The sequence below is a fragment of the Alkalimarinus alittae genome (assembly GCF_026016465.1).
GTDB classification, from domain to species: domain Bacteria; phylum Pseudomonadota; class Gammaproteobacteria; order Pseudomonadales; family Oleiphilaceae; genus Alkalimarinus; species Alkalimarinus alittae.
Map to the genome: position 1 here is coordinate 1,567,295 of NZ_CP100390.1, position 23,917 is coordinate 1,591,211.

General features: G+C 42.7%; 20 protein-coding genes and 1 pseudogene. 7 read left to right on the forward strand and 14 right to left on the reverse strand.

The window, feature by feature from the left end; all coding sequences use genetic code 11:
• Positions 1–11 precede the first annotated feature (11 nt).
• From NKI27_RS07105 to NKI27_RS07125, 5 genes are all read left to right on the forward strand, one after another.
• Positions 12–1,337, forward strand: coding sequence for a DNA recombination protein RmuC (locus NKI27_RS07105; RefSeq protein WP_265048976.1), 1,326 nt, complete (start codon positions 12–14; stop codon positions 1,335–1,337).
• A gap of 173 nt (positions 1,338–1,510) precedes the next feature.
• Positions 1,511–5,149 (forward strand): DUF1631 family protein, encoded by a 3,639-nt coding sequence (locus tag NKI27_RS07110; protein WP_265048977.1) that lies wholly within the window; start codon positions 1,511–1,513, stop codon positions 5,147–5,149.
• Between the two features lie 164 nt (positions 5,150–5,313).
• The gene (locus NKI27_RS07115; protein ID WP_265048978.1) at positions 5,314–6,147 is read left to right on the forward strand and encodes a tetratricopeptide repeat protein; all 834 of its coding nucleotides are present in this window, start codon (positions 5,314–5,316) and stop codon (positions 6,145–6,147) included.
• Positions 6,148–6,301: 154 nt separating this feature from the next.
• A complete protein-coding gene (locus tag NKI27_RS07120) occupies positions 6,302–7,120 on the forward strand; it encodes a CbbQ/NirQ/NorQ/GpvN family protein (RefSeq protein WP_265048979.1) in 819 nt (272 codons plus the stop codon).
• Position 7,121: 1 nt separating this feature from the next.
• Complete coding sequence (locus NKI27_RS07125) at positions 7,122–7,502, forward strand: hypothetical protein (RefSeq protein WP_265048980.1); 381 nt, start codon at positions 7,122–7,124, stop codon at positions 7,500–7,502.
• A gap of 107 nt (positions 7,503–7,609) precedes the next feature.
• Here the strand turns inward: NKI27_RS07125 and NKI27_RS07130 are convergent, their stop codons facing one another.
• The 14 genes and pseudogenes from NKI27_RS07130 to NKI27_RS07190 all read right to left on the reverse strand — a co-directional run bounded on the left by NKI27_RS07130 (position 7,610) and on the right by NKI27_RS07190 (position 21,495).
• Positions 7,610–9,169 (reverse strand): fatty acyl-CoA reductase, encoded by a 1,560-nt coding sequence (locus tag NKI27_RS07130; protein ID WP_265048981.1) that lies wholly within the window; start codon positions 9,167–9,169, stop codon positions 7,610–7,612.
• A gap of 329 nt (positions 9,170–9,498) precedes the next feature.
• Positions 9,499–11,046 carry a nitrite reductase gene (locus tag NKI27_RS07135; RefSeq protein WP_265048982.1) on the reverse strand — a complete coding sequence of 516 codons (1,548 nt, stop codon included), beginning with the start codon at positions 11,044–11,046 and terminating at the stop codon, positions 9,499–9,501.
• 3 nt (positions 11,047–11,049) lie between these two features.
• Complete coding sequence (gene cobA / locus NKI27_RS07140; protein WP_265048983.1) at positions 11,050–11,889, reverse strand: uroporphyrinogen-III C-methyltransferase; 840 nt, start codon at positions 11,887–11,889, stop codon at positions 11,050–11,052.
• 89 nt (positions 11,890–11,978) lie between these two features.
• Positions 11,979–13,199, reverse strand: a complete 1,221-nt coding sequence (gene nirJ, locus NKI27_RS07145; protein WP_265048984.1) for a heme d1 biosynthesis radical SAM protein NirJ — start codon at positions 13,197–13,199, stop codon at positions 11,979–11,981.
• Between the two features lie 94 nt (positions 13,200–13,293).
• Positions 13,294–13,812 carry a siroheme decarboxylase subunit beta gene (gene ahbB / locus NKI27_RS07150; RefSeq protein ID WP_265048985.1) on the reverse strand — a complete coding sequence of 173 codons (519 nt, stop codon included), beginning with the start codon at positions 13,810–13,812 and terminating at the stop codon, positions 13,294–13,296.
• An 80-nt stretch (positions 13,813–13,892) separates the two neighbouring features.
• Positions 13,893–14,336 (reverse strand): Lrp/AsnC family transcriptional regulator, encoded by a 444-nt coding sequence (locus tag NKI27_RS07155; protein ID WP_265048986.1) that lies wholly within the window; start codon positions 14,334–14,336, stop codon positions 13,893–13,895.
• The gene (ahbB, locus tag NKI27_RS07160) at positions 14,329–14,910 is read right to left on the reverse strand and encodes a siroheme decarboxylase subunit beta (RefSeq protein ID WP_265048987.1); all 582 of its coding nucleotides are present in this window, start codon (positions 14,908–14,910) and stop codon (positions 14,329–14,331) included. The genes NKI27_RS07155 and ahbB (NKI27_RS07160) overlap by 8 nt, the downstream gene beginning before the upstream one ends.
• Before the next feature lie 6 nt (positions 14,911–14,916).
• Complete coding sequence (locus tag NKI27_RS07165; protein ID WP_265048988.1) at positions 14,917–15,381, reverse strand: hypothetical protein; 465 nt, start codon at positions 15,379–15,381, stop codon at positions 14,917–14,919.
• Positions 15,382–15,394: 13 nt separating this feature from the next.
• Positions 15,395–16,660, reverse strand: a complete 1,266-nt coding sequence (locus tag NKI27_RS07170) for a cytochrome D1 domain-containing protein (RefSeq protein ID WP_320109447.1) — start codon at positions 16,658–16,660, stop codon at positions 15,395–15,397.
• A 23-nt stretch (positions 16,661–16,683) separates the two neighbouring features.
• Complete coding sequence (locus NKI27_RS07175; protein WP_265048989.1) at positions 16,684–17,079, reverse strand: c-type cytochrome; 396 nt, start codon at positions 17,077–17,079, stop codon at positions 16,684–16,686.
• Positions 17,080–17,139: 60 nt separating this feature from the next.
• A complete protein-coding gene (locus NKI27_RS07180) occupies positions 17,140–17,460 on the reverse strand; it encodes a cupredoxin domain-containing protein (protein ID WP_265048990.1) in 321 nt (106 codons plus the stop codon).
• Between the two features lie 348 nt (positions 17,461–17,808).
• Positions 17,809–18,975: an ethylbenzene dehydrogenase-related protein gene (locus tag NKI27_RS07185; RefSeq protein ID WP_320109457.1), complete on the reverse strand. Its 1,167-nt coding sequence runs from the start codon at positions 18,973–18,975 to the stop codon at positions 17,809–17,811.
• A gap of 63 nt (positions 18,976–19,038) precedes the next feature.
• A pseudogene (locus NKI27_RS19325) lies at positions 19,039–19,584 on the reverse strand (NapC/NirT family cytochrome c); the annotation flags it as partial.
• Positions 19,585–19,848: 264 nt separating this feature from the next.
• Entirely contained in the window at positions 19,849–21,495 is a 1,647-nt protein-coding gene (locus tag NKI27_RS07190) for a nitrite reductase (RefSeq protein ID WP_265048992.1), read from the reverse strand.
• Positions 21,496–21,853: 358 nt separating this feature from the next.
• Between NKI27_RS07190 and NKI27_RS07195 the strand changes: the two genes are divergently transcribed.
• On the forward strand, positions 21,854–22,300 hold the full coding sequence (locus NKI27_RS07195; RefSeq protein WP_265048993.1) for a c-type cytochrome: 447 nt from the start codon (positions 21,854–21,856) through the stop codon (positions 22,298–22,300).
• A gap of 10 nt (positions 22,301–22,310) precedes the next feature.
• Complete coding sequence (locus tag NKI27_RS07200) at positions 22,311–23,702, forward strand: cbb3-type cytochrome c oxidase subunit I (RefSeq protein WP_265048994.1); 1,392 nt, start codon at positions 22,311–22,313, stop codon at positions 23,700–23,702.
• Positions 23,703–23,917: the final 215 nt, after the last annotated feature.

Here is a 23,917-nt window from a genome sequence, read left to right on the forward strand (position 1 = left end):
CGGGATAGGTTATGGAAGGGTATTTGTTAGCCGGAGGTGTTTTCTCTGGCGTTCTTTTGCTGGCGGTTGGCATGATGATTGGGCGAGCAATGGCGCGATCTGAAATGCGAGTCAACGAAGCTGAGCTTAAAGGGCGGTTAAATCTTAAAGATCAGCAACTTGCTCAGGCTGAATCTATGTACGAGGAACTGAATGAGAAAGAGCGGCAGTACTGGCAAGAGAAACTTAAGTTATTAGAAGATAATAAGGCGCACTTAAAGCAAGAATTTGAAAATCTAGCTAACCAGATATTTCAGGATAAACAAAAGCACTTTGCAGAGCAGAGCAAGCAAGGGCTTGATGCGTTACTCACGCCATTCAAAGAGCAGTTAACGGGCTTTCGTCAAAAAATAGATGATGTTTACGTTAATGAAGCTAAAGAGAGGGCGTCACTCAAAACACAAATCGATGTACTCTATCAGCTTAATCAACGTATCACGAATGAGGCATCAAACCTTACCAAAGCGCTCAAAGGGGATAAAAAACTACAGGGGACATGGGGTGAAATTCAGGTCGAAATGATACTTGAGCAGTCAGGCCTGAAGAAAGGGCGAGAGTTTGAGAGGGAACCCAACTTTAAAAATGATGAAGCCAAAAACATGCGCCCAGATTTCATCATACATCTGCCCGAAAGTAAGCATATTATAATTGATAGTAAAGTGTCTTTAATCGACTATACTCGGTATATAGAGGCAGATAGCGAAGAAGAAAAAGATCTTCATATTAAAGCCTATGTACAGTGTATTCGAGCGCATATAAAAGGCTTGAGCGGTAAGGGATATCCGAAGCTAAAAGGAATGAATTCGCCCGATTTTGTTTTTATGTTTCTACCTGTTGAACCTGCCTTTATCGCGGCATTTGAATATGATTCAGCGCTTTTTAATGACGCATTTGAAAGTCGTATTGTGGTTGTGACACCAACGACACTGTTAGCGACATTACGCACGGTTTCAATTCTTTGGTCTATTGAAAAGCAAAATCAAAGCGCGCGCGTTTTAGCTGACCAGGCCGGAAAAGTGTACGACAAATTAAGAGTTTTTGTAGAAAAAATGGATAGATTAGGCGGCCAACTAAATACTGCAAATGGTACTTATCAAGAAGCTTGGGACTCTCTACGAGAGGGTCGAGGTAATTTGGTGAGTCAGGCACAAAAATTTCTTGATCTTGGTGTTCGTGTAAAAAAAGAGCTACCTCAAGCGATTGTTGAAAACAGTGATTTGGATATAGCGCTTAGCGCTGAAGCCGCTGCAGAAATGAAATCCATTAAAAAAACAGAAAAAATACATAATAATGGGTAAATTAAGCAGTTTTCTTAACATTAGTCTATTCTAAATAGAGGGGAATCATTTAGCATAGAGCCCATTTTAGAATAATCGTTATTTAGAATAGATGCTATAAATCAACAAGGTATACTCTGTTGATATCTGAGAAGAACTTATTGAGGCTCGCAGCCACACAAAACTAAGGCATTATGCAAAATACTCCTTTTACAGCTCAACAGCAGCAAAAAAAAGACATCACCGAAAAGCTGCTATTAAGTTATCGCAAGCTTATTCTAGAAAATCTGCCGCTTGCGATTGAAAGAGCAATCAAAGAGGCTGAAGTTAAGCTGATGCTCTCCATAAATGAATCGATGGATGGCGTGCTTCGTTCTGATTTTTCCGTAAGCCTTCAAATGCTAGAAACCCGCAGTCATTGGTTGTCTGAAAAAGTATCTAAAGACGCCGTGATAGCGTTAATTGATAAATTAAAGTCGCAAAGTTCTACTCCCCCCAAAAGTGTGAAAAAGACACAAAAGACCCTATCTGTTGTAGAAAAAGACGACTTTGAAGACTGGTTGGCTATGAATTCTGCTATCAGGCTTATCGAAGAAGACCTGGGATATGAACTCAACCGTATATGTTATATCTTTGAAGTTATTTCTGGACGAGGCGTAGACGTTAAAAGCTGTCCTGTAGGCCCTTCTATTATCATAAATGCGTTTCAAGAGGGCTGTAGTTTATTAAAAATACCGTCTTCTTCTTATCCAATTATTTATAAGATTTTAGGCCGTATCTTAAACTCAGAGCTTAAAGATATATACGGAGTTCTACTTTCAGCAGCCGAGCGTTATGGTATAAGTGGGACGGCACAAAGTGAAAAGGAACCCTCGAAAAAAACGGCATACCAAGAAAGAGAGGCTGCTCAGGACGAATTAAAACCGAGTGCATCTTCAGAAACAAACTTTTTGGATAACACGCCGTTAATGGCGGATGAAGAGCTATTTGGAGCTCCAACTACTCAGCCGCAACGAGAGACAGGTCAAAACAGTCAAAATTCACCGTCGTCGGTCAGTGCGCAGGGAGACACATACGCGACATTACAAAGACTTATAAACCTTAAAGCTTCTGTTGCCGTGAACAGTGGGGGGAGCACTGCATCGTCAGGCCAGCCGGAAGCAAATGTTAGAGATATTCGTTATGCTTATTATCAATCTAGTGATGTTATTGAGGCCGTTAATCAACTGCAAAGTCTGCAACTCAAAGAAGACTCACTTAAAGAGGCGTTAGAACAAAGTGAGAGAACGCGTAACAAAGGTTACTCCGGTAATGTAGTTGAGCTTCCTCTCAGGGATGTTGTCAAAAAACAACTGATCGAAAGTGGTAAAGAAGAGGCTCAGTTAGGCAAAACAGACAACGAGTTGATTGAGATAACCGATCGATTATTTGAGACGTTGTTAGATCAAGTAGGTGTAAGCACTGTTCTGAAAAGGTGGTTAAAAAAGTTAAAGCTATCAGTGCTCAAAGTTGTTTTATTAGACCATACGTTTTTTTCTGATAATAGCCACCCTGCTCGGCAGGTGATCAACCAACTCGCGAAACTGGCTGGCACCAAGCGAACGCCTAACCGAAGTATTGAGCGATCTTTAGAATACTTTACCAACAGAATCATTAAAGAATATACGGGCGACCTGCGGCTTTTTGAAGAACTGCTGATAGAAATAAGTCACTTAGTTTCACGGCAAGAAGAAGCCTTTAAACGCAATGCAGAGCGCGTTGCGCGAGCCTATGAAGGTCAACAGAGACTGACTGAAGCGAGGGAAACAATTGTTTCTGAAATTGATCGGCGAATTAAGGGTAAGAAAATCCCTAAAATATTACTGTCTTTATTGGATGAAGGTGGTTGGCGGCAGTTAATGTTAGTGACCTTGCTTAGAGAAGGTGAAGACAGTAAGCGTTTTAAGGAGTCTTTAGCAGTACTTGACCAGTTATTAGCTTGGTTAGGTGAGTCGTCAGAAGGCGAAGAGTCGGTAGGGGATAGCTTTGAAAAAGATCTAGAAGCTCCGACCTTTTTAACGATGATCGATCGAGAACTTAAGGCGACCGGTCAAGCAACACACAGTAATATTATCGAAGAGCTAAAAGAATATTTAGTACAGGGCAAAAAAGTACCGCTTTGCCCTGCTGAACCCTATCGTTGGTCTGTTGAGACGGACCAAGAACAAATTGTTGCTGATAGCTCGCGTAGTCAGACAGAAGATAATAAACCTGGAAATAGTCGTTGGCATAAACGTGCAAGAATGATGGTGATCGGCGATTGGGTCGAGATAATTGATGAAGAGAACGTAGCCCAAAGGATGAGGTTAGCGTGGTCTGGCAGTAAGTCATTTAGGTTTGTGTTTGTTGATAGCCAAGGCATGAAGGATATCGACATATCGCTCGACGAATTGGCTGAGCGAATGAATAGCGGCAAAGCAACGCTATTAGATAAAGAAGAAGTGCCGGTTATAGATCAGGGTTTACACCAAATGGTACAGTCTGTTTATGAAGATTTATCTAATCAGGCAAGTTGTGATCCGCTAACCGGTCTTTTAAATCGTCAGTCATTTGAAAGAAATCTAGAGCGCACTGTTGCAGACTCAATGGCTAATCAAACCGCCTATGTGGTGTGCTTTTTAGATATTGACCAATTTAAGGTTGTAAATAATACCTATGGCCATATAGCCGGTGATCAGCTGCTAAAACATGTTGCATCAGTTGTTCGACAGTCTGCGGGGCCAATGGCTATATGTGGCCGAGTCGGTGGTAATGAGTTTGGCGTAATCTTTGATCATTGTGCGTTAAAAGAAGGTACTGTACTTTGTGAGAACATTAGAACTGCAGTTTCGGATAGCACCTTTTTATGGCAAGAAAACGCACTAATTGTGACGATTAGTGCCGGGCTAACTGAAATAGATGCCGCTTCAGATAGTAGTGACACGGTGATGAAAAAAGCCAGTGTTGCGTGTAACTTTTCAAAAGAGCACGGACGTAACCGCGTTACGGCTTATACTCCGCAGGACAGAGATCAGGCGCATCATGATGAAATGATGACATGGATTCAGAAAATTGATCATTCCCTTGAAGATCTTTTAATGCTTCGTTGCCAAGAGATTCGACCGGTAAATAAAGCCGAAGGTCGATTCTCTCATTATGAAATTTTATTAGGAGTGTACGATGAAGATAAAAACATTCTGCCGCCAGTGGCGCTTATAGAAGCAGCAGAACACTTTGGGCGGATGACTCGAGTTGATAAATGGGTAATCCACAACACACTCAGGTGGATGGAAAACAACCCAATCATTGTTGAAAATGTAGATGGCTTTTCTATCAATTTATCAGGCACATCGATTAACGAAGAACACTTTTTAGATTTTGTACTTAGCGAACTTTCAGCGACCTCGGTTCCACGTCATAAAATTTGCTTTGAGATCACTGAGACAGCCGCAATAACAAACCTATCCGATGCGACTGATTTTATTAAAGTGTTAAGAAAAACAGGCTGTAAGTTTTCGCTGGATGATTTTGGAACAGGTCTTTCTTCTTATGCGTATATTCAGAAACTGCCAATGGATTACATTAAAATTGATGGTGTATTTATTAAAAATATCGTCAATAACAAAAAAGACCAAGCCTTAGTGAAGTCAATTAATGAACTCGCTCATTTTATGGGGATGGAGACCATTGCAGAGTTTGTCGAGAACTCAGAAATTTTGTCGATGTTAAAACTGATTGGTGTTGATCATGCCCAAGGATATGGAATAGCTAGACCTGCTCCACTCAGTGATGCATTCTCTAGCATTCGTGCATAAGGCAGCAAAAGATCATTTCGGTGGTTTCATTTACAACTTCTCTCATCTATTCTTCTACTAATGGTTTTATATATCAGAAAGGTTTTAATTTTACTTTGGTACAAGGCTCCTCTTAACTACCATTACTTAAAACGTTAACTCGGACTAAGCAGATAGTGGCATATATGCATTTATTATTTTCAAAAAAATGGCTGTTAATTTTTATCATTCTTCTACCATCAATTTCAGTTGCAACAGGTCTTCCGCCTGAGCATGAAGCAAAACGCTTGTTATTGGCGGTGCAGCATTCAATCGATAATAGTCAATGGGATAAGGCTGAGGAGCAACTTAAAAAAATAGCAGAGTTAGACGTGCCCCTTGATGCCAAATTTCACTATCTGAATGGACAGGTTCAACTTCAGCAGTCTGAGTTTGATTTAGCCCAAAAATCGTTTGAAATATATGTTCTCCAAGCGGGTGAAGAGGGTGAATTTTACATCCCGTCTTTAAAGATGATTACTGAAGCAGATGAAAAAAAGAATGCGGTTGTAATCAAGAAAGAGCCTGTCAATACGGCAGATTTAGTGCTTGAAAAAAACAAAGATAGCTACCTAGAGTCACTTAAAACTTTATATTTAACTGATTCTTCAATCGATGCTCTAGTGTTGAGAATTAACAGTATTCTTTCTACACATCCTTACCAAGGTGCCAGAATAAAGCAAAAGAATGCGAATAAAGGCGCCAAGTACAGTATTAATGTCAACGGTAATGAGCTTCAGATTCAAGAGAAGAAGTATGATAGAGACGGTGCGCCGACGTTATTAGTCAGCAAAATGGATATGTATGGCGTAGACCCATTTGTTAAATTTTCGTGTGATTATGACCGCTATATTTGCTGGTTATACCATCCGGTAAGTCAATATGACCGTTGGATATTAATTGATAGAGATGAGAAAGCAGCTGAAGAGCTAAGTGATGCAATGGCAAGGCTGATTAGATTGCTACAAGGAGGAAAGTAACTAACTCACTGAGCTGATGGCTTAGTCTGACCTCGGTCAAGGGGGCTTTTGCTGTTTCAGGGTATGGTAACGGCATCCTGAAGATTCAAACTATGATGCGCTTTAGCCGCTGACTTGAGTCTGTTTTTAGAATATATATCCATGGACCCGCTTTATGAATGCGTTTGAAAAACCACAAGACCAAACCGACGGCCTTTTTTATCAGCCACAAGGTAATGAAGAAGCGTTGTTTGAGCACGCGTACAACCACCAACTGCCTGTATTGATTAAAGGGCCTACTGGCTGTGGGAAAACACGATTTATCGCACATATGGCAGAGAAATTGGGGCGTCCAATTTACACGGTTTCTTGCCACGATGATCTGACTGCTGCCGACTTAGTTGGGCGTCACCTGATTGGTAAAGACGGAACTTTTTGGCAAGATGGCCCATTAACCAGAGCGGTGCGAGAAGGCGCAATTTGCTACCTTGATGAAGTGATTGAAGCTAGAAAAGACACCACTGTTGTTTTGCACCCATTGGCAGATGATCGCCGAGTATTACCTATTGAAAGGACCGGCGAGTATCTCGAAGCGGCACCTGGATTTATGTTGGTTGTGTCTTATAATCCAGGGTATCAAAACTTATTGAAGGGCATGAAGCCTAGTACGCGCCAACGATTTGTAGCGCTTCGATTTGATTATCCTGACGAGGCATCTGAGACGGCGATTGTTGTTAAAGAAAGCGGTATTGATGAGGCTAGAGCGCGAGTTCTTGTTAAGCTCGCAAATAGCCTTAGAAACTTGAAAGACCATGACCTTGAAGAAGCCGCTTCGACTCGACTGGTTATTTATGCGGCCAAGTTAATAAAGAGTGGTGTTGCACCACTAGAGGCTTGTCGAGTAACGATGGCTGAACCTTTGACGGACGATGAGGCGACTGTCAGTGCGCTTACTGAAGTAATATATGCCATATTTGGTGGCGAGGAGGCTTAAATTGGCCTACGGAAATTATAATAAAAAAAATGAACAGCAATCACTGGCGAACCAAGCTGAAGCTTGGTATCTGTGTAATTTATTAGTTCTTCCGGGTATATCATTTATTATTCTTGCAAGGCTTTTTATAAAGCATGGCGGCGGCGACCGCTCATTAATCGGCACTAACCATGTTAGACAAACATTTTTTATGTCGCTGTTGGGTGGTGGATTAGTATTCTGCGGGTGTACAGGCTTATATCTGTGGTTAGGCAATACAGGTAATGCATGGATGTGGATTATTATGTACTTCACACTTGTGCATACAAGTTTTGTAATGTGGGGTATTTTGGGATTGGCGTGGTCGCTGGCCAAAAAGCCGATAGCGTACCCACGTTTTTAGTGATTAAAAGGTCTAATGGGAACAACTGGGTTTAAAAACATATACCCGTAGCCTTGATACAGCGAAGCGGAATCAGGGCTACGGGTTGTGTTCTTAGTGATAAATGACTAAGCCGCTTTCTTACCTTGTTTTACAGTTTCTTTGAGTGTATTAACGTCTTTATCGTCAACTTTGACAGTCGCTTTCTTCTCTTTAATTGCATACTTCTCAAGCCCTGCAATATGATTTTTGCCAAAATACTCTTCCCAATCAATCATTTTGGCATCTACAGCAAATTCTCCATCAGGTGCTTCGCCCAGTTCTTCTGCAAGGGATAATAACTTTCCATTGTGGAAACGGTATTTGGGGAAACCATAAAAAGAAAAGGTCGTCGAGAGCGTTAACGCGGTATCAATGTTCTTAAGCATCAGGCTTGTTTTATCTGTTCTACCCAAAAATGCATTAACGTCATTGAGCATTCCTAAGGGTAATTGAATCGCTTTCATCGCGGTTTCAAAGACTGACTTAGACACAAAGTTGAAGCTAGCCGAAGGCTTCTTACCCTTAAATAACTTCGGGTAAGCCTTGTAATTAGCGCGCGCCTCTTTGATCATGGTTTTCTTGAGGGCATTAACATTGGCCGGGTTAGAGCCGCTGCTACAGCACTGATATATGTTGGTTTCTTTTGGTGATTTGATTACTTTTGCCATAGACAGAATAATGCTATTCGCAACCAAGTCTGCAGGAATAATATCCATAACCCCTTTAGGGTCCGCAGGGAAGAAAGCAATTTTACCTCTTGCATAAGCGAAGATGATGGCATCTGCTACCTTTATTCCTTCAATCCAACCCGGTACAGGGCTCTTCAATGTACTTTCGATAATGGAGGGACGTACAATGGCTAATGATTGGCCTTCAAGCTTCTCGATCAATAACTGTTCACCCATCCACTTAGTGAATGTGTAAGTGTCATTCCAGCCATACTTGTTGGCTTCATTAATACCTAAATCGACCAAGGCTTTACTCAGCGCTTCAGGGTTTTTAGTCGGGAAGCGTACATTGTTAATTTTGTCTTTAAGTAGGTCAATTAAGTCACCTACTAGATATTGCCCCTTTTCATTACGTGGAATTTGCTTGCCGAAAGGCGCTTTAGTCTCTTCGTATATATCACCGGTATTTAAACCGTGAACATAACAGGTTGATACCTGAACGACAGGGATATCACCGCCACGCTTCGACAGTTCAACGATATTATTAAGGCAGATGGTATTAATCTTAAGTGCTTTATCTAATGCTTCGCGAAAGTTAACGCTGGCGGCAGAGTTGACGACCAAGTCAATGTCATTGGCTAATGTTGAAAATTGAGTTTCAGTTAAACCGAAGTTTTTTTCAGTCAGCTCGCCAGTAATAACGTTTAATTTTGTTGCGCAAAAGTGTTCGAAAGCTGGTAGGTCTTTTGCTCTTAATGAATCGAAAATTGAAGATGTTAGTATTTCTTGCTCAAAGCGCTCTCTACCGCTTTTATAGCTTGAACTGCCTCTAACGAGGATATTGATTGATCCAATCTTAGGGATGGATGAAATGATCTTTTCTAGTAATACTTTACCCAAAAAACCGGTGCAACCTGTGATAAGAATATTCTTGCCGTTTAATGTTTTTCTTACCAATGAGCTTTTGGTGTTTTTCATAGCCTTCCTGCTGTATCCATTGAGTTTAAAAATCCATGAGAAACGCTCTGAGGCCTTTGTTAAGCTAAACAAAGTGTTGTTTCTCACAGGTTTCTTAGAGCGCAAATTTACATATTTAGAATATATTTTTCATCAAAATAATTGAGTTTTTGAGGCAGGGCTCATGATTTTTTTCGTAAGTGAGAGGCGGTTAACATTAATTGGTTTGATTAGAGTATATGCACTAAATTGTTAAAAGCATATCGTGAGCGGAACCAGAGGGGGAATGGTCAAATTCTGATTCCACTTAGTTACATCAAGGCTACGGAGTCGTGATATCCCAGTAAGGGCTAGTGACTCGTTCCGCTCGCGTAGGTGGTTTTATTATGAACGTTATATTTACCCGATGGTTTCTTCATAGGCAGACGTTTAACCTCTTTAAGCGTATTAGCGTCATACACAATGAGTGCGCCATCTTTGTCCCAGATACTCATTAGCGCATGACTGCCATCTTTGGTGAACTCTATATGCGCTGCAGTCTTGCCGGGGATAGGTTGCAGTGTTTTTTCGATCTCTAGCGTTTCTTTGTTGATAACGTGCATTAAGTCTTTGTTTGGACCAAAGAATACATCAACCCAAGCATACTTTGAGTTTTGATGGCTTCGCATAAAAAAGCCAGGCCCCTTAGTTTCAATTCGCTTAATGACTTCCCAAGTCGTCATGTCAATGACTGACACCTGGCCATCTTTAAGGTTAGGGGTTGCCATCACCGTTCGCCCCTTATACTCCCAAGTAATACCGGAGCCAAGGTGTGGCATGCCTGCCAGATCGATTGTCTTGATTTTTTTACCTAAATCTAAGTCGATAACCTGGCCATCTTTGGAATCTCTGGAAGCGCCAATGAGGTGGTTATAGGGTTGGTCAAAGAAAAAATCATCAAGGTAATCATCAACGACAATTTTTCTAACAGTTATTTCGGGTTGATCATAAGGGATCTCCCAAACTTCTTTAAGGTCTTTTAACGCAGCGATAAAACTGTTTCTTGGTGGGGCGGTATAGACTGCACTCACGCGGGATGGCACGCCTTGTTCGTCTGCCACATCAAAAATTTTAACGGGTTTGAGGTCGGTCGTATCAATTAACACAAGCGTTTGCGGTAAATAGTTGGCGACCATCGCATATTTACCGTCTTTCGAAATGGCTAGGTTGCGGGTGTTTATTGCGGCTCGTACTTCTGCTACAAATTCCATATTGTAGATATCGTATTTACTAATCCAGCCATCACGAGAAGCGAAATAAACATAGCGGCCATCTGGTGAATACTTAGGGCCACCATGGAGTGCAAAGCGAGTTTTAAAGCGATGAATGGGTTCAAATGTATCGCCATTTAACAGTGTAGCGGAGTGGTCTTCTAACTCGACTACAATAAATAGATTTTTAAGGTCGGCCTCAAATTTTGGTTTGTCGGGCAGGCTTCCATTTGGATGATAAAGGATATGAGAGTGCTCGATATCTTTTAACGTCCATTCTGGCTGAACGTCTGGCTGACTAAATACATAGTCAGCTAAAGTGGATATTTGTTGGTCATTTAGCTGAGTTGAAAACCCCGGCATTTGAGTCGCGGTGCGGCCATTTTTAATAACATCGATGGCCTTTTTTAGCTTTAGCCGAGACAGGTTATCTGGCAGGAGTGCAGGGCCCATTGCGCCTGTTCGGTTGACCCCGTGACATTCTGCACAATGGTCTTTATAAAGCTCTATTTGAGACGCTGTCGCGTGTGTTGAAGAAGCCTGAGCTAGAGTGCTCTGTGAAGATAACAAAAGTATCAGGCTAGGTAAAATGCACTTCCAAAGCTGAGGCTTTGTTACCATCGGGTTGTCTCTGCGACTTTCGCTCATTAACTACATTCCTGTTGCAAACTGTACGACATTGCTGGTGGTAATATTCTCTTTTTGTTGCTCATTAAACGCGTTGACTACAGTGCCTATGATGATCAATGTAGGCGTTTGAACGTTTTTATCTTCAACCATTTCTTGCAATGTATCGAGGGTCGCAATATAAACCCGTTGATTGGGGGTTGTGCCTTGTTCGACAAGTGCTGCAGGCATATCGCCGGACATTCCATGGGCTTGAAGTTCTCGATTGATGACTTCAATACTCTGTAACCCCATATAAAATACAACCGTTTGATTTGGGCGTGCGAGATTTTCCCACGGTAATACGAGGTTACCTGACTTCAAGTGGCCCGTCACAAAGGTGCAGCTTTGAGCATGATCACGATGCGTTAATGGGATCCCTGCATAAGTTGCGCAACCAGAAGCTGCAGTAATACCTGGAACGACCCTGCAAGGCACATCAGCGCTTAAAAGTACTTGTATTTCTTCACCACCACGCCCAAAAATATATGGGTCACCGCCTTTTAAACGAACAACACGTTTGTTTTCTTTAGACAACTTAACTAATAAGTTATTAATTTCTTCTTGAGGTAGCGTGTGTTCGTTCGCCGTTTTGCCAACAAAAATACGGTCTGTATCGGTAGGCACCATGCCCATAATTGCTTCGCTAACAAGCTTGTCGTAGACAACGATGTCGGCTTCTCTAATAAGACGCAAAGCCCTAAGTGTTAATAACTCAGGGTCACCTGGCCCAGAGCCTACTAGAGCTACTTCTCCGGCTTGTAAGGGGGTGTTGCTGGCGCAGTTCCCCATGAGCGCTTTAACTTCGCTGGTTTGATCTACCATTGCTCTCTCCATAACCCGGGCTGCCAGGCGATGCTATTTTATAATATTCTAATACTGGTTAGACTTTATGGCCGGCTTCGGTGCTCGACTTATTGTTGTCGAGTAACCGGAATTAACTTGGCGCTTGTATTATCGTTGTAAGGCATATCTAAGCGATCATCATCGTTGTCTTCGATACCGATTTCTTCGTTGCTTAGATAGCATGCAGGGTCTTCGGCCCAAGCATCATCAGTCAGCTGATAGGCTCTGACGCGCGTGTTTCCACCACACATTTTTAAGTATTGGCATTCGGCGCAGCGACCTTTAACTGGGCGTGGGTGTTGTCTAAACCCATCCATTAATTCATCGTTTGGATTGCTCCAAATGTCTGAGAAATTACGTTCTCTGACATTACCCAAGGTGTAGTTCCACCAGAAAGTGTCTGGGTGAACATTACCGAGGTTGTCGATATTCGATATATTGACACCCGAAGAGTTCCCGCCCCAGTTTTCTAAACGCTGCCTAAGCGCGTCAACCTCGCTAGGGACATTTTTTTCTGCCCATTGCAGTAGGTAAGGGCCATCGGCATCGTTATTACCGGTGACATATTCTCTAACGATTCCTTGTTTAAGCTCAGACCAACTGCGTTCAAATAGTAAGTCGAGCGCTTTACGAGTGGTTAAATGAAATGCATCACTCTTTCTGTTTCGGTTTCCTCGGCCAGCGTAGTTGAGGTGAGACAGGTAAAATTTGTCGATGTCGTACTCATCCATTAATGCCAATAGCTGAGGTAGTTCGTGACTGTTGTTTTGGGTGAGTGTAAACCGAATGCCCACTTTAATTCCGTGCTGTTTGCAGAGTTTTACTGCATGCAGTGATGCGTCAAAGGCACCTTTTAATTGACGAAACTCATCATGGGTATCTTTTATACCATCTAAGCTGATACCTACATAGTCGTATCCAACTTCGGCAATTTTTTCAATATTGTCTTCAGTAATTAGTGTGCCGTTAGTGGAAAGGCCTACATAGAAACCCATGCCCTTTGCGCGCTTTGAAACATCGTATATATCTGGGCGGAGCAGGGGCTCACCACCTGAAAGAATCAGTACGGGTACTTTAAATGCTTTAAGGTCATCCATTACGGTATAAACTTCGTCGGTCGAAAGCTCACCTTTAAAGTCTGTATCGGCCGATATTGAATAACAGTGTTTACAGGTTAAATTACATCGTCTAATCAGGTTCCATATGACCACAGGACCTGGTGGTTTGCGTGCTGGGCCAACAGGTGTTGGATTCATTAGCGACTGCATATACTGAGTAATACGGAACATGGTTAGGCTCTCTTTTTTCGTTTCAATATAGTTTACGAAATATCATTTTTGGAACCTTGACTTTGAGCAAGCCTACTCCATGTTTTTGTTAGATCTACTTTCTAATTCTTAAGCCTGTTTTCTTGAGAATTCGTTTACTAAATAATACATCATGCCCACGATTATGCTCGCCAAGTAACGCTACAATGGCCTCTATGTGGTTATCTACTTCTTCTTGAGTGCGTCCATGGACCATGGCAAACAAATTATGTGGCCAATCGGGTAGGTGTCGAGGGCGGTGATAGCAATGACTGACAAAATCAAGCGATCCTAGCCTTTGACCAAGCGTTGATATCATCTCGTCTGGCACATCCCACACCGTCATGCCGTTAAGCGTATAGCCCAGTTTGTAATGATCGGGAACCACAGCTATTCGGCGAATGACGCCTGCATCTTGCATGCATTGCATTCGCTCAATGACATCCGCTTCGGTGACGTTTAGTTGCTCTGCCAGTTCAAGGTAAGGGCGTGCCGTTAAAGGTAATCCTTCTTGAGTGGCGACTATTAGTTTTCTGTCCAGCTCACTTGGCTGGAATGCATGACCGCATTGACGTTCTGGGTGCGCGTTATTCATTTCGGAGGCTCTGGCTTGCGGGTGTTGTGGGTGTATTGGTTCGAAGGTTTAGCGTAACCGTTATGGTGAATTTTTTTACGTTAGACTGGAAAATATAGGCCGACATAGAACTCCTCCAGTTTTGGCATGTTATATACTTTGTAGCCGGTTTTATCTTCGATCCTTTTAATCGTTGACGCTATCTCATTAGGATTCTCGGTACCGAGTACAAACCACATGTTGAGTTTATGGGCGCGTTCATAGTTGTGCGCTATTTCAGGAAATGCATTAACTTGTTCGGCGACTTTATCGAACTCGCTCTCGGGTATGGTCATAGCGGCTAGGGTAAAAGCACCTCCGGCCTTTTCTATTTGATACATTGGGCCAAAGCGAGTTAAGGTCTTATCTTCTAATAATGATTCTATTCGTGATATCAGGTCGGATTCAGTAATATCGAGGGTCTTTGCCGCTTCTTCATAAGGGCGTTCACATATCGGAAACCCTCGCTGTAATTGGTTGATGATTTTACGGTTTATTTCATCCATGGTTGATGGCCTTTTTGTTTGGGTCCCACTGAGTGGCATGGGGTTCACTATGCTGTTTATGGAAGCGTCCACCGCATTGTTTAAATTGTTTATAGCTGAACAGAATATCGTGCTTGATATCAGATAGCTGACATGCGTCTTTAAGTTGATTAAGTTGGTCAAGCACTTGGTTTCTATCTTTGCCGTGAATCATGCAGAATAGGTTATAGTTCCATTCGGGCAGTCTTCTGGGGCGTCGATAACACAAGGTCACGAGGCCTGACTGCTTAATACGCTCGCCGATTTCATCAACCTGCTGATCAGGTACGTTCCAAACGACCATCGCATTGGCGTTATAGCCCAGTTTATGATGCTTTATGACCAAGCCAAAACGCTTAATTAGGCCGTTATTAATCCACTCTTCAATGCAGTTGATCACTTGCTGCTCATTGCCACCAATGATATTCGCTAATACTAGATAAGGGCGGGCATCTATCGGTAGCCCCTCTTGGATAGCGCACTTGAGTGCTTGCTGTTGGCGTTCGCTTAGCGTTGGCTGGTCGCTGAATGTTGATATGTTGTTTTTATTTGTCATCGCGTATTAGCTCCAATTCAACTTAAAACCTAAGTCTATGTGGTATGCCTGTTCCATAGGTAGGTTCAGAATGGGGTAACCTGTTTTAGTTTCTATAGCTTGCAAGGTCTTGTCGAGGTGTTGCTGATCGGTTGCAGTGACAACAAACCAAAGGTTATAGGCATGCTCGCGTGCATAGTTATGGTTGACCTCGTCAAACGAGTTGACAAGCTCGGCCGCTTCGCCCAAAAGTGCTTCAGGTACTGAGATCGCGGCTAATGTGCTAGCGCCTACTTTTTCATGGTTAAAGACTGGCCCTAAGCGAGAGACAACTTGGCTTTCTTGCAATGACTGAATAGTGTCAAGAACGTCTTGTTCTTGCACGCCTAACTCATCTGCGATGTCTTTGAATGGTGATGCTGACAGCGGAAATCCTTTTTGGTAGCGATCAATAATTTGTTGGCCTAGCGAATCAACAGTAATTATGCTCATTTTTAAGTTCCGATTATAGTCCGATTCGATGTGCACGGGACGTAAAAAATATCCCGCTTGGTTTAAGTGCTTTCAGCGATGTGACTTCTTCGTAGTTTGCGGTGTTGTAAATTCTTACCGTATCTTCATCTCGAACAGACACCCAAACTTCTTCGCCACGAGGTGTAAACTCCATATGGAGTACTGCTTTTCCGGGCGTTAAGGTTTTATTAAGCTCGAATGATTCAGCATCGATAATTTGTAATGTGTCATTTTTTGGGAATGAGAAATTGACCCAAATTTCACGAGCATCGGGACGAGCCATAACGAATACTGGTTGCCCGTATACGGGGATTTCACGTATTTGAGTCCAAGTATTCATATCGATCACTAATACAGAGTGTCGACCTACGGCTGGAACGAATGCATAGTTCCCTGCTACAGCCCAGCCTTCTAAGTGAGGCATTTTGTAGACGGGTAGGCGTGCTTCGCCTTTTCCATAGTTAGGAAGAATAATCTTAGAGCCTTTCTCTGGGTGCCATAAGTCAAGAAGCGCTAGGCCATCTTGTCCAAATAGGCCTGCTATATAGTAACGGCCGTCTGGCGATATGAGTGCGTCATAAGGTTGTTTGCCTGTGTTTTTCAACTTAGTTATTTTAGGGGCTGCATTTGAAGATGTGGCTGATGCAGAAAAGTCTGCGATCCACGTTTGGTTACCTTCAAACAGGCTGAATACAAATTTTTGCCCTGGTGCATCGACCAACCCTACGGTCTTTGATTGTTTTTGCTCGCCATTTTCATCAGTATAGATAGCAGGAATATCAACGACTAGTTCTAAGGTTTCTGCATTAAAGACTTTAACGCCACCAGGCGTATAGTTGGAGACGGCGACGAGTTTTCCATCTTGTGAAATTGCACCTCCGATACTGTTTCCGGCTTGAATGATTCTGTTTTCAATGGATTGGTTAAGGATATCAACCTTAGTCAGGCCACCATCTCGGCCAAAGACATAGGCAAACTGCTCATCTCGGGAATAAACAATAGAGGCATGAGATAAGTCGCCTAACCCTTCGACACGACCTTCAACTGTTTTTTGAGTGGTATTGACGATCGATACTGCGCCATCAGCTCTTTCAATAATAGTGCCTAGATCTCCACTTGCCTTATATTGGATGTTCGTCTCGGCACTAGTGTCGGCATCAGTACTGGTGCTGACAGCACAGCCACTTAATACCGTGGTCATAGAAAAGGTAGTCGCTAGAATGGCTGCTTTAAGATTTAGCGTTTTGATGGTTGGCATTGTCATGATTCCAAAGCGGTCTGTTATTGGTTTGATTGGTTAATTTTGCCTGAGAGTAAATACTCTGCTATCCATTCGGCATCATTGTCACTGAGGATTGCATTCCAAGGAGGCATCGCGGTGCCATTTCGTCCATGAAGGATCGATAATTTAATATATTCAACGTTCTTATCTTTAAATTGTTCTGGCAGTAGGGAAGGGCCTAGCCCTCCTTTTAAGGTCATACCATGGCAAGATCCGCAGTCATGTTTAACCATATGGGCTAGTTCGGTCGCTCTAGTTTGAGTGATCGAGTTTTTACTCGTGCTGTTGGGGGCTTCTCCTGCGATGGTGTGCTGGGTAATAGCCATACAAAACACCATGACTGCTGCTGCGACCATTTGCATGGAGTTGCTTGCGTTTACTGCGATATTTGACATATAAATCTCGGTCACTGTCTTGAAGTGTTGGCGTGTTATTACTGTTAGTGCGTTTTCGTCTTACTCGGTTACGATGACTACACCCAGCATTTTGGGGTGTGGTCCACAACGGTAAGGGAATGTTCCTACTTCGTTGAACTCGAGTTCATAGGTTTCTTCAGGAAAGAAGTAGTCAGATTCGGCGTCCCCACGTTCTTCAAACCAAACGCTGTGATATTGTCGTTTTTCGTTATTTGTCCAACGAACCTTTGTGCCTTTTTTAACGGTAATTTCTTTTGGTATAAACTCAAATTTTTTAATGCTGACATCGGCCACTTCACTTGCCAACACAGATACCGAAAGCAAGAATGTTGCAAAAAACATAATGAATCTACTTAGCATTACTAACTCCAGTGATGTTTTGAAAGCGTTTTAGTCTATCGCCTAGCTCAGCTTTAAATGTCAGCTGACCCCATCTTTAGATACATACTGACATAGCTTTATTGGTTGCCGATTGATAGTAGTCAACATAGCTTAATGGTTGGGTGGCTACTTTGACTGAACTCAATAATTTAATGGCTGAGGTGCTGAAAGCGCACAAAATCGCGTATAAATAATGCTTTTAACTTGATGCGCTGCTTTTAGCGTAATGCCCCCATTTTTTGTTATGAATAACGGAAACAAAAAAGCCACCCTGTTGGGTGGCTTGAAGGACTTGGTGAGCAAAACCTACCAAGTGGAGGAGATTACTTATTGCTTGGTAGCATTTATCTCAATGCCTTCTTCGTCTTTATCGAACCCTAAGCGATAGCCAAGTGATACATGGTGGAAACGTGAATCACTAAAGTCATCATGGATGGCAAAGCCGAAGTTATAAACCCCGTCAGTGTCAAAGCTAACATCGCCTGCTTTGTCTGAATTAAGTTTACGGGTCATTTCTACTGTCCAGATACCGTCAGTTAAGTTTGAGGTAAAGGTTGCCCCTTGTCCGCCACTCATCTTACGTTCGTCTAATAGGTAACCGTCTTCAACTTTACCTGTGCCTACTTCGTAACGAATAAGGTCTAAAAAGCCGCCGCCGGCAAGTGCCGCTTTAATTTCATCTTCAGACTTAAGTTTATCCCAGCCACCCAGCTTAGCGCCGCGCTTACCTTTGTATTCAATATCGGTACGGCTTTCGGAAATATACTTAGTAATACCGCCTGATGTATCCAGTCTTGAAGCGTCTGCGTATGCTTTAATAGTGGCGTCATCGACTTCACCAGGCATATTTTTGACATCATCATGACAGCTTCCCCAGCAACCAGATCGATCAGCAAACTCAACATCATCACTGCCAAACATCATGGCTAGCTTAACTTGGTTTGCAGGGTCCATTTTACCACCGTCAGCAAATGGGATAGCCGCATGTGAACCTTCTGGCCAGCTAAACTTCATGTATAGGTTGTCAGCATCATAAGAGGCTTGAACCGTCACTGGAATGCTTCCTCGTTTACCAGGGATAACAGACTCTTCTAGTTTTTCACCTGTTACAATTTTTTCACCCATATCCATGGTTTCAGAGTCATGACACTCAATACAGCGATCACCTTTGGTGAATGCACGTTTACCGCCATGCTCTCGACCATGAATCCACTCAATTGAAGCCGTTCCGGGGAAGAACAGCGTGATGTCTCTGGACGGTACTGCATCCCAGTTTACACTGCTTGTAGCGCCTTCAGATTTAGGGGCTGGTGCAGTAGAACCTGACTCCGCAGCTTTTGCAGCCGCTTCTGCTTTAGCTATTTTAGCGTCTTCAGCTTTCTTAGCCGCTTCTTCTGCTTTACGAAGTTTTTCTTGTTCCGCTTCTATTGCCGCTTTTTCAGCATCTTCAATATCTTTCTGGAATAAGTGTAACGTTGCATTGGGTCTGGCCATCTCAGGGTCGGGGGCTTCTAACTCTTCGAGCTCTTCATCTGTTAATAGATGGCGCACGCTCTTGTGAGCTATACCTTTGTGACAATCGATACAAGTATTACCTTGTTGAATGGCCGCTGTGTGCTGTTTAAGTGCGCGTGGCTTTTGAGAATTTTGGTGCATAGACTCAAAATTATGGCAGTTTCGGCATTCACGAGAATCTGATTGCTTCATGCGTTTCCACTCGTTTTTCGCGAGCTCAAGACGCTTAGCATCAAATTTTTCGGGCGTATCAATGGTGCCCAATATCTTATGCAGAACTTCGTTAGATGCCTGTATTTTTCGTTGAATTTTGTGAAACCAGTCTTTAGGTACATGGCAATCAGGGCAGGTTGCACGAACACCTGAACGGTTGCTGTAGTGAACAGTTTCTTTATATTCTACGTAAACGTTCTCCTCCATTTCGTGGCATGAGATACAGAATTCTTCAGTGTTAGTCATTTCTAGAGACCAGTTAAATCCACCCCAGAAAATGACACCGATAGCCATAAATATTAGGGAGGTTCCGATTGTGGTACCTAGAATAATTTTTTTGGATAAAAGTTCCTGTAACCAGGACTTATTCTTCATTGCTTTTGCTCCACCCAGGCTGCTCAAATAGGAGAAGGTAATAGAGTGGTTGCTTATGGCAAGCTCTATTACCTTGTCTTTTACAGATTTTTAACCTGATTCTTTTTTTAACGTTATTAGCCTTTGCGTTATGGGGCTAATGCAAAAGGCTAATACGTTTATTTTATGTTGCTGTTCTTTGTGCTTGCTGTACGTCATCGATAAGTTGCATTTTATGACGTGCAGTAAAAAGAGGGCATTGTTAAATGCCCTCAATTACAACTACTAAGTTTTGTGGTTCATACGGTTGTAAACGTTGAACTTACCAGTAGGTGTAGTTAGACCTTTGATGCGAGTAATCTCTTTAAGTGTTTTCGCATCATAAACTACGATCTCACCAGTAGGGTTGCTCGCATCAGCACGGTTCCATACTGAAACCCAAACTTCTGTGCCGTCTTGGTTGAACTCCATGTGAAGTGCTGCTTTGCCTTCTTCTTCAGTTACACGGATTGTTTTAACAATCTTATGTGTATCTTTGTCGAAAACCTGAACACTTTGCTGAACTTCTGGCTCTGGGTGCTTCAACTGATCTGCCCAAACGTACTGTGAATCTGGGTGAGTTCGGATGAATACGCCTGCGCCGTCAGTTTCAACGGTGTAGCACATTTTCCACGCTTGATCAGGGTGCCCGATTGGGTCGTTGCCCCAAACAGATACTTCGCCCTTACCAAGGTGAGTGGTTGCGCCAACAGGTCCGCACTTCTTATCAGTCCAGTTAGCACCTGGTCCTGGGTGTGGAAGAGAAGCAACATCGATGATCTTCTCAAGCTTACGCTCTTTGGTATCGACAACAACCATCTGGTTAGACGCGTTTGCTGCAATCTGGAAGTAACGACCGGTTGGGTCGAAGAATCCATCGTGTAAGAACTTAGCGGTATCCATTTGGTCGATACGTAAGTTGTTAATGTCGCTGTAATCAACCTGCCACATTTGACCTAATTCTTTAATTGCAACCATCCAGGTTGGTTCATTAGGTGTGGTGTAAATTGCTGCAACACGTGCTTCGTTTACGTATTCGCCGTCAACGTTGATACCACGAGAAGAAACCACTTTTAATGGATCAAGCGTTTCTGCATCCATGATAACGAAGTGTGGTGGCCAGTAACCGCCGGCAATAACGTATTTTCCATCACCTGATACCGCGATATCACGTGCGTCATACGCCATTTTAGTTTCTGCAACCAACATCTTGTCAGGTGTCTGCCACAAATCGATCTTGTTGACTTTACCGTCACGACCGATGGTGTACCAGAAACGACCTACTTCATCTTTAGGCTTAGCATCTGTCTTATGGTGCTCAGTACCTTTGATTACGTGTACTGCATAACCGGTATCGATGTGAGACACGATTTTGTGATTATCACCATCGATGATAGCTGCTTTACCGGCATCACGTTCGATAACAACAAAAAAGTTTTTCCAGTTAAGACCGTGTAGAGGCTTTGTTGGGTAGTCTTTTGGTGCAACGTACTCTTTTGTGTACTCTTTCATCATGTCTAAAGACATTTCAGGTGGAACAGGTGGTTCCATCTGGATGTAAGTAGCCAGCATAGATATCTCTTTCTTGCTAAAGATATCGTCAAAGTTGTTCATGCCGCCTTCAGTACCGTAAGAGATGATTTTCTCTAGACGCTTTTGACCTTTTTTCAAGGTTTCTTCAGGTAAAAGGCTCTTACCTGTTGCGCCTTTACGTAAAACACCGTGACAACCAGCGCAACGCTGGAAATATAGTGTTTTTGCTGTTTCAAAGTCAGCATCGCTTAAGGTTGGGCTTTTAGCAGCTGCAGCAAATGCTCCAGTGCTTCCGGAAAGCGCTGCGGTAGTCAGGGTGACTGCTGCGGCTAGTTTTCCAAGTGTTAGAGTTTTTTTCATTGATGACGTCTCCCTTCAAGGACTAATTGTCGGAGCTAACGTTATGCCTCTAAAGGATTACAAACCTTGACCATAATCAAGAGAAATTAGGACAGTTAATTTTCGATTTACTAAATAACAAAAGATTGATCTAGATTATGGTTTTAGTAAGAACGGTATTATCTCTATATACCTCTAAATTGGTATTTTCATAAATCTATTGATAAGTAAGAGGCAGTTTATTGATTACATATACAAAAAATATTTTTTAAAAATGAGAAGGTTGACCAAAATCAAGGGTTTTACATCAGGGTGCGAGTACCTTTAGCTTGCACTCAATTGCTGACAACAATTGCTAATAACGAAGGAGAGCATCGAAATGGCTGAGCGCTTTACCAAGAGCATGGCCAGAAACATCTATTTGGGGGGTAGTACCTTCTTTATACTGTTGTTTCTAGGCCTAACGTTCGACACTATGCAAGCGATGCCGGAGCGAGATAACCGTGAAAATTTAACGGAATCTGTTGCTAACGGTAAAATGCTTTGGGAAGAAAATAACTGCCTAGGCTGTCATAGCTTATTTGGCGAAGGTGCTTACTTTGCACCAGAGCTAGGTAACGTGTACGACCGACGCGGTATGGGAAATGACGAAGCATTTGTGGGCTTTATTAAAGCCTGGATGAATGCGATGCCTACGAACGTTCCGGGTCGTCGTCAAATGCCACAATTTAACCTTAATGACCAAGAGTTAGAAGATCTGGCTGCGTTTCTTAAGTACGCAAACGGCATCAACACTAACGGTTGGCCACCTAATATAGAAGGTTAAGGAGAGCAGAATGAAATTTCAATCACAGTCGGCTGCGATGCCGTACTTCATTTTTGCCCTTGCGTTGTTTGTCGGTCAGATCGTATTTGGTCTGATTATCGGCTTACAGTATGTGGTGGGTGATTTTCTATTCCCTGAAATACCATTCAACGTAGCACGTATGGTTCACACCAACTTGCTGATTGTATGGTTATTATTCGGATTTATGGGTGCTGCTTATTATTTAGTGCCTGAAGAAGCGGAAACCGAGCTATATAGCACCAAATTAGCATGGATTCTATTCTGGGTTTTTGCAGCGGCAGGTACGCTGACTATTATTGGTTATCTTGCAGTTCCTTATGCAACGCTAGCCAAAATTACCGGTAACGATTTACTCCCAACCATGGGGCGTGAATTCCTTGAGATGCCAACGATTACCAAAATTGGTGTTGTTGTTGTCGCGTTGGGCTTCTTGTTCAACATCGGTATGACAATGCTTAAAGGTCGTAAGACGGCTATCAATATTGTATTGATGACAGGTCTTGTTGGCTTGGCTGTATTCTTCCTGTTTGCGTTCTATAACCCAATCAACCTTGCTATAGATAAGTACTTCTGGTGGTGGGTTGTTCATTTATGGGTGGAAGGTGTATGGGAATTGATCATGGGTTCTATCTTGGCCTTTGTATTGATTAAAGTCACCGGTGTGGACCGCGAAGTTATTGAGAAGTGGTTGTATATCATTATTGCGATGGCATTGATCTCGGGTATTATCGGTACTGGACACCACTATTTCTGGATTGGTCCACCTGAGTACTGGCACTACCTTGGCTCAATATTCTCAGCAATAGAGCCAATTCCGTTCTTCATGATGACTGTGTTTGCATTTAACATGGTAAGCCGTCGTCGTCGTGAGCATCCTAACCGTGCGGCTACATTATGGGCGTTAGGTTGTGCAGTAATGGCATTCTTGGGTGCAGGCGTGTGGGGCTTCTTGCACACCTTGGCGCCAGTAAACTATTACACTCACGGCACTCAGGTAACAGCTGCTCACGGGCACATGGCATTCTATGGCGCATACGTAATGATCGTTATCACTATGATCTCTTACGCAATGCCAGTAATGCGTGGACGTCCAAACGGCAACTCTCGTCAGGCTCAGACGGTAGAAATGTGGAGCTTCTGGTTGATGACTATCGCGATGGTATTCATCACGCTATTCCTAACGGCTGCAGGGATCTTGCAGATTTGGATGCAGCGTATTCCAGAATCAGGTCAGGCGCTTTCCTTTATGGCAACGCAAGATAACATTGCATTGTTCTATTGGTTACGTGAGATCTCTGGCGTAGTATTCTTTATCGGTCTATTAACCTACTTAGCCAGCTTCTTTGTGAAGGGCGATCCGGTAGAAATAGCTGAAAAATAGAATAAGATAAACTTAGGCTAACCTAAGTTTATTTGAGAAATGAAAGGGCGACAGGATAACGAAAGTTTGAACGTCGCCTTTTTGCTGTTACGGCTCGCAACTTTTATGAACTCAAGCAATATCCTTAAGGGTTGAGCTTAGACCCTGTCTTACATCAAGGATATTTTGGCGTAAAAATGACAAATTACGCATATTGATGCGATGCTCTATTTTTC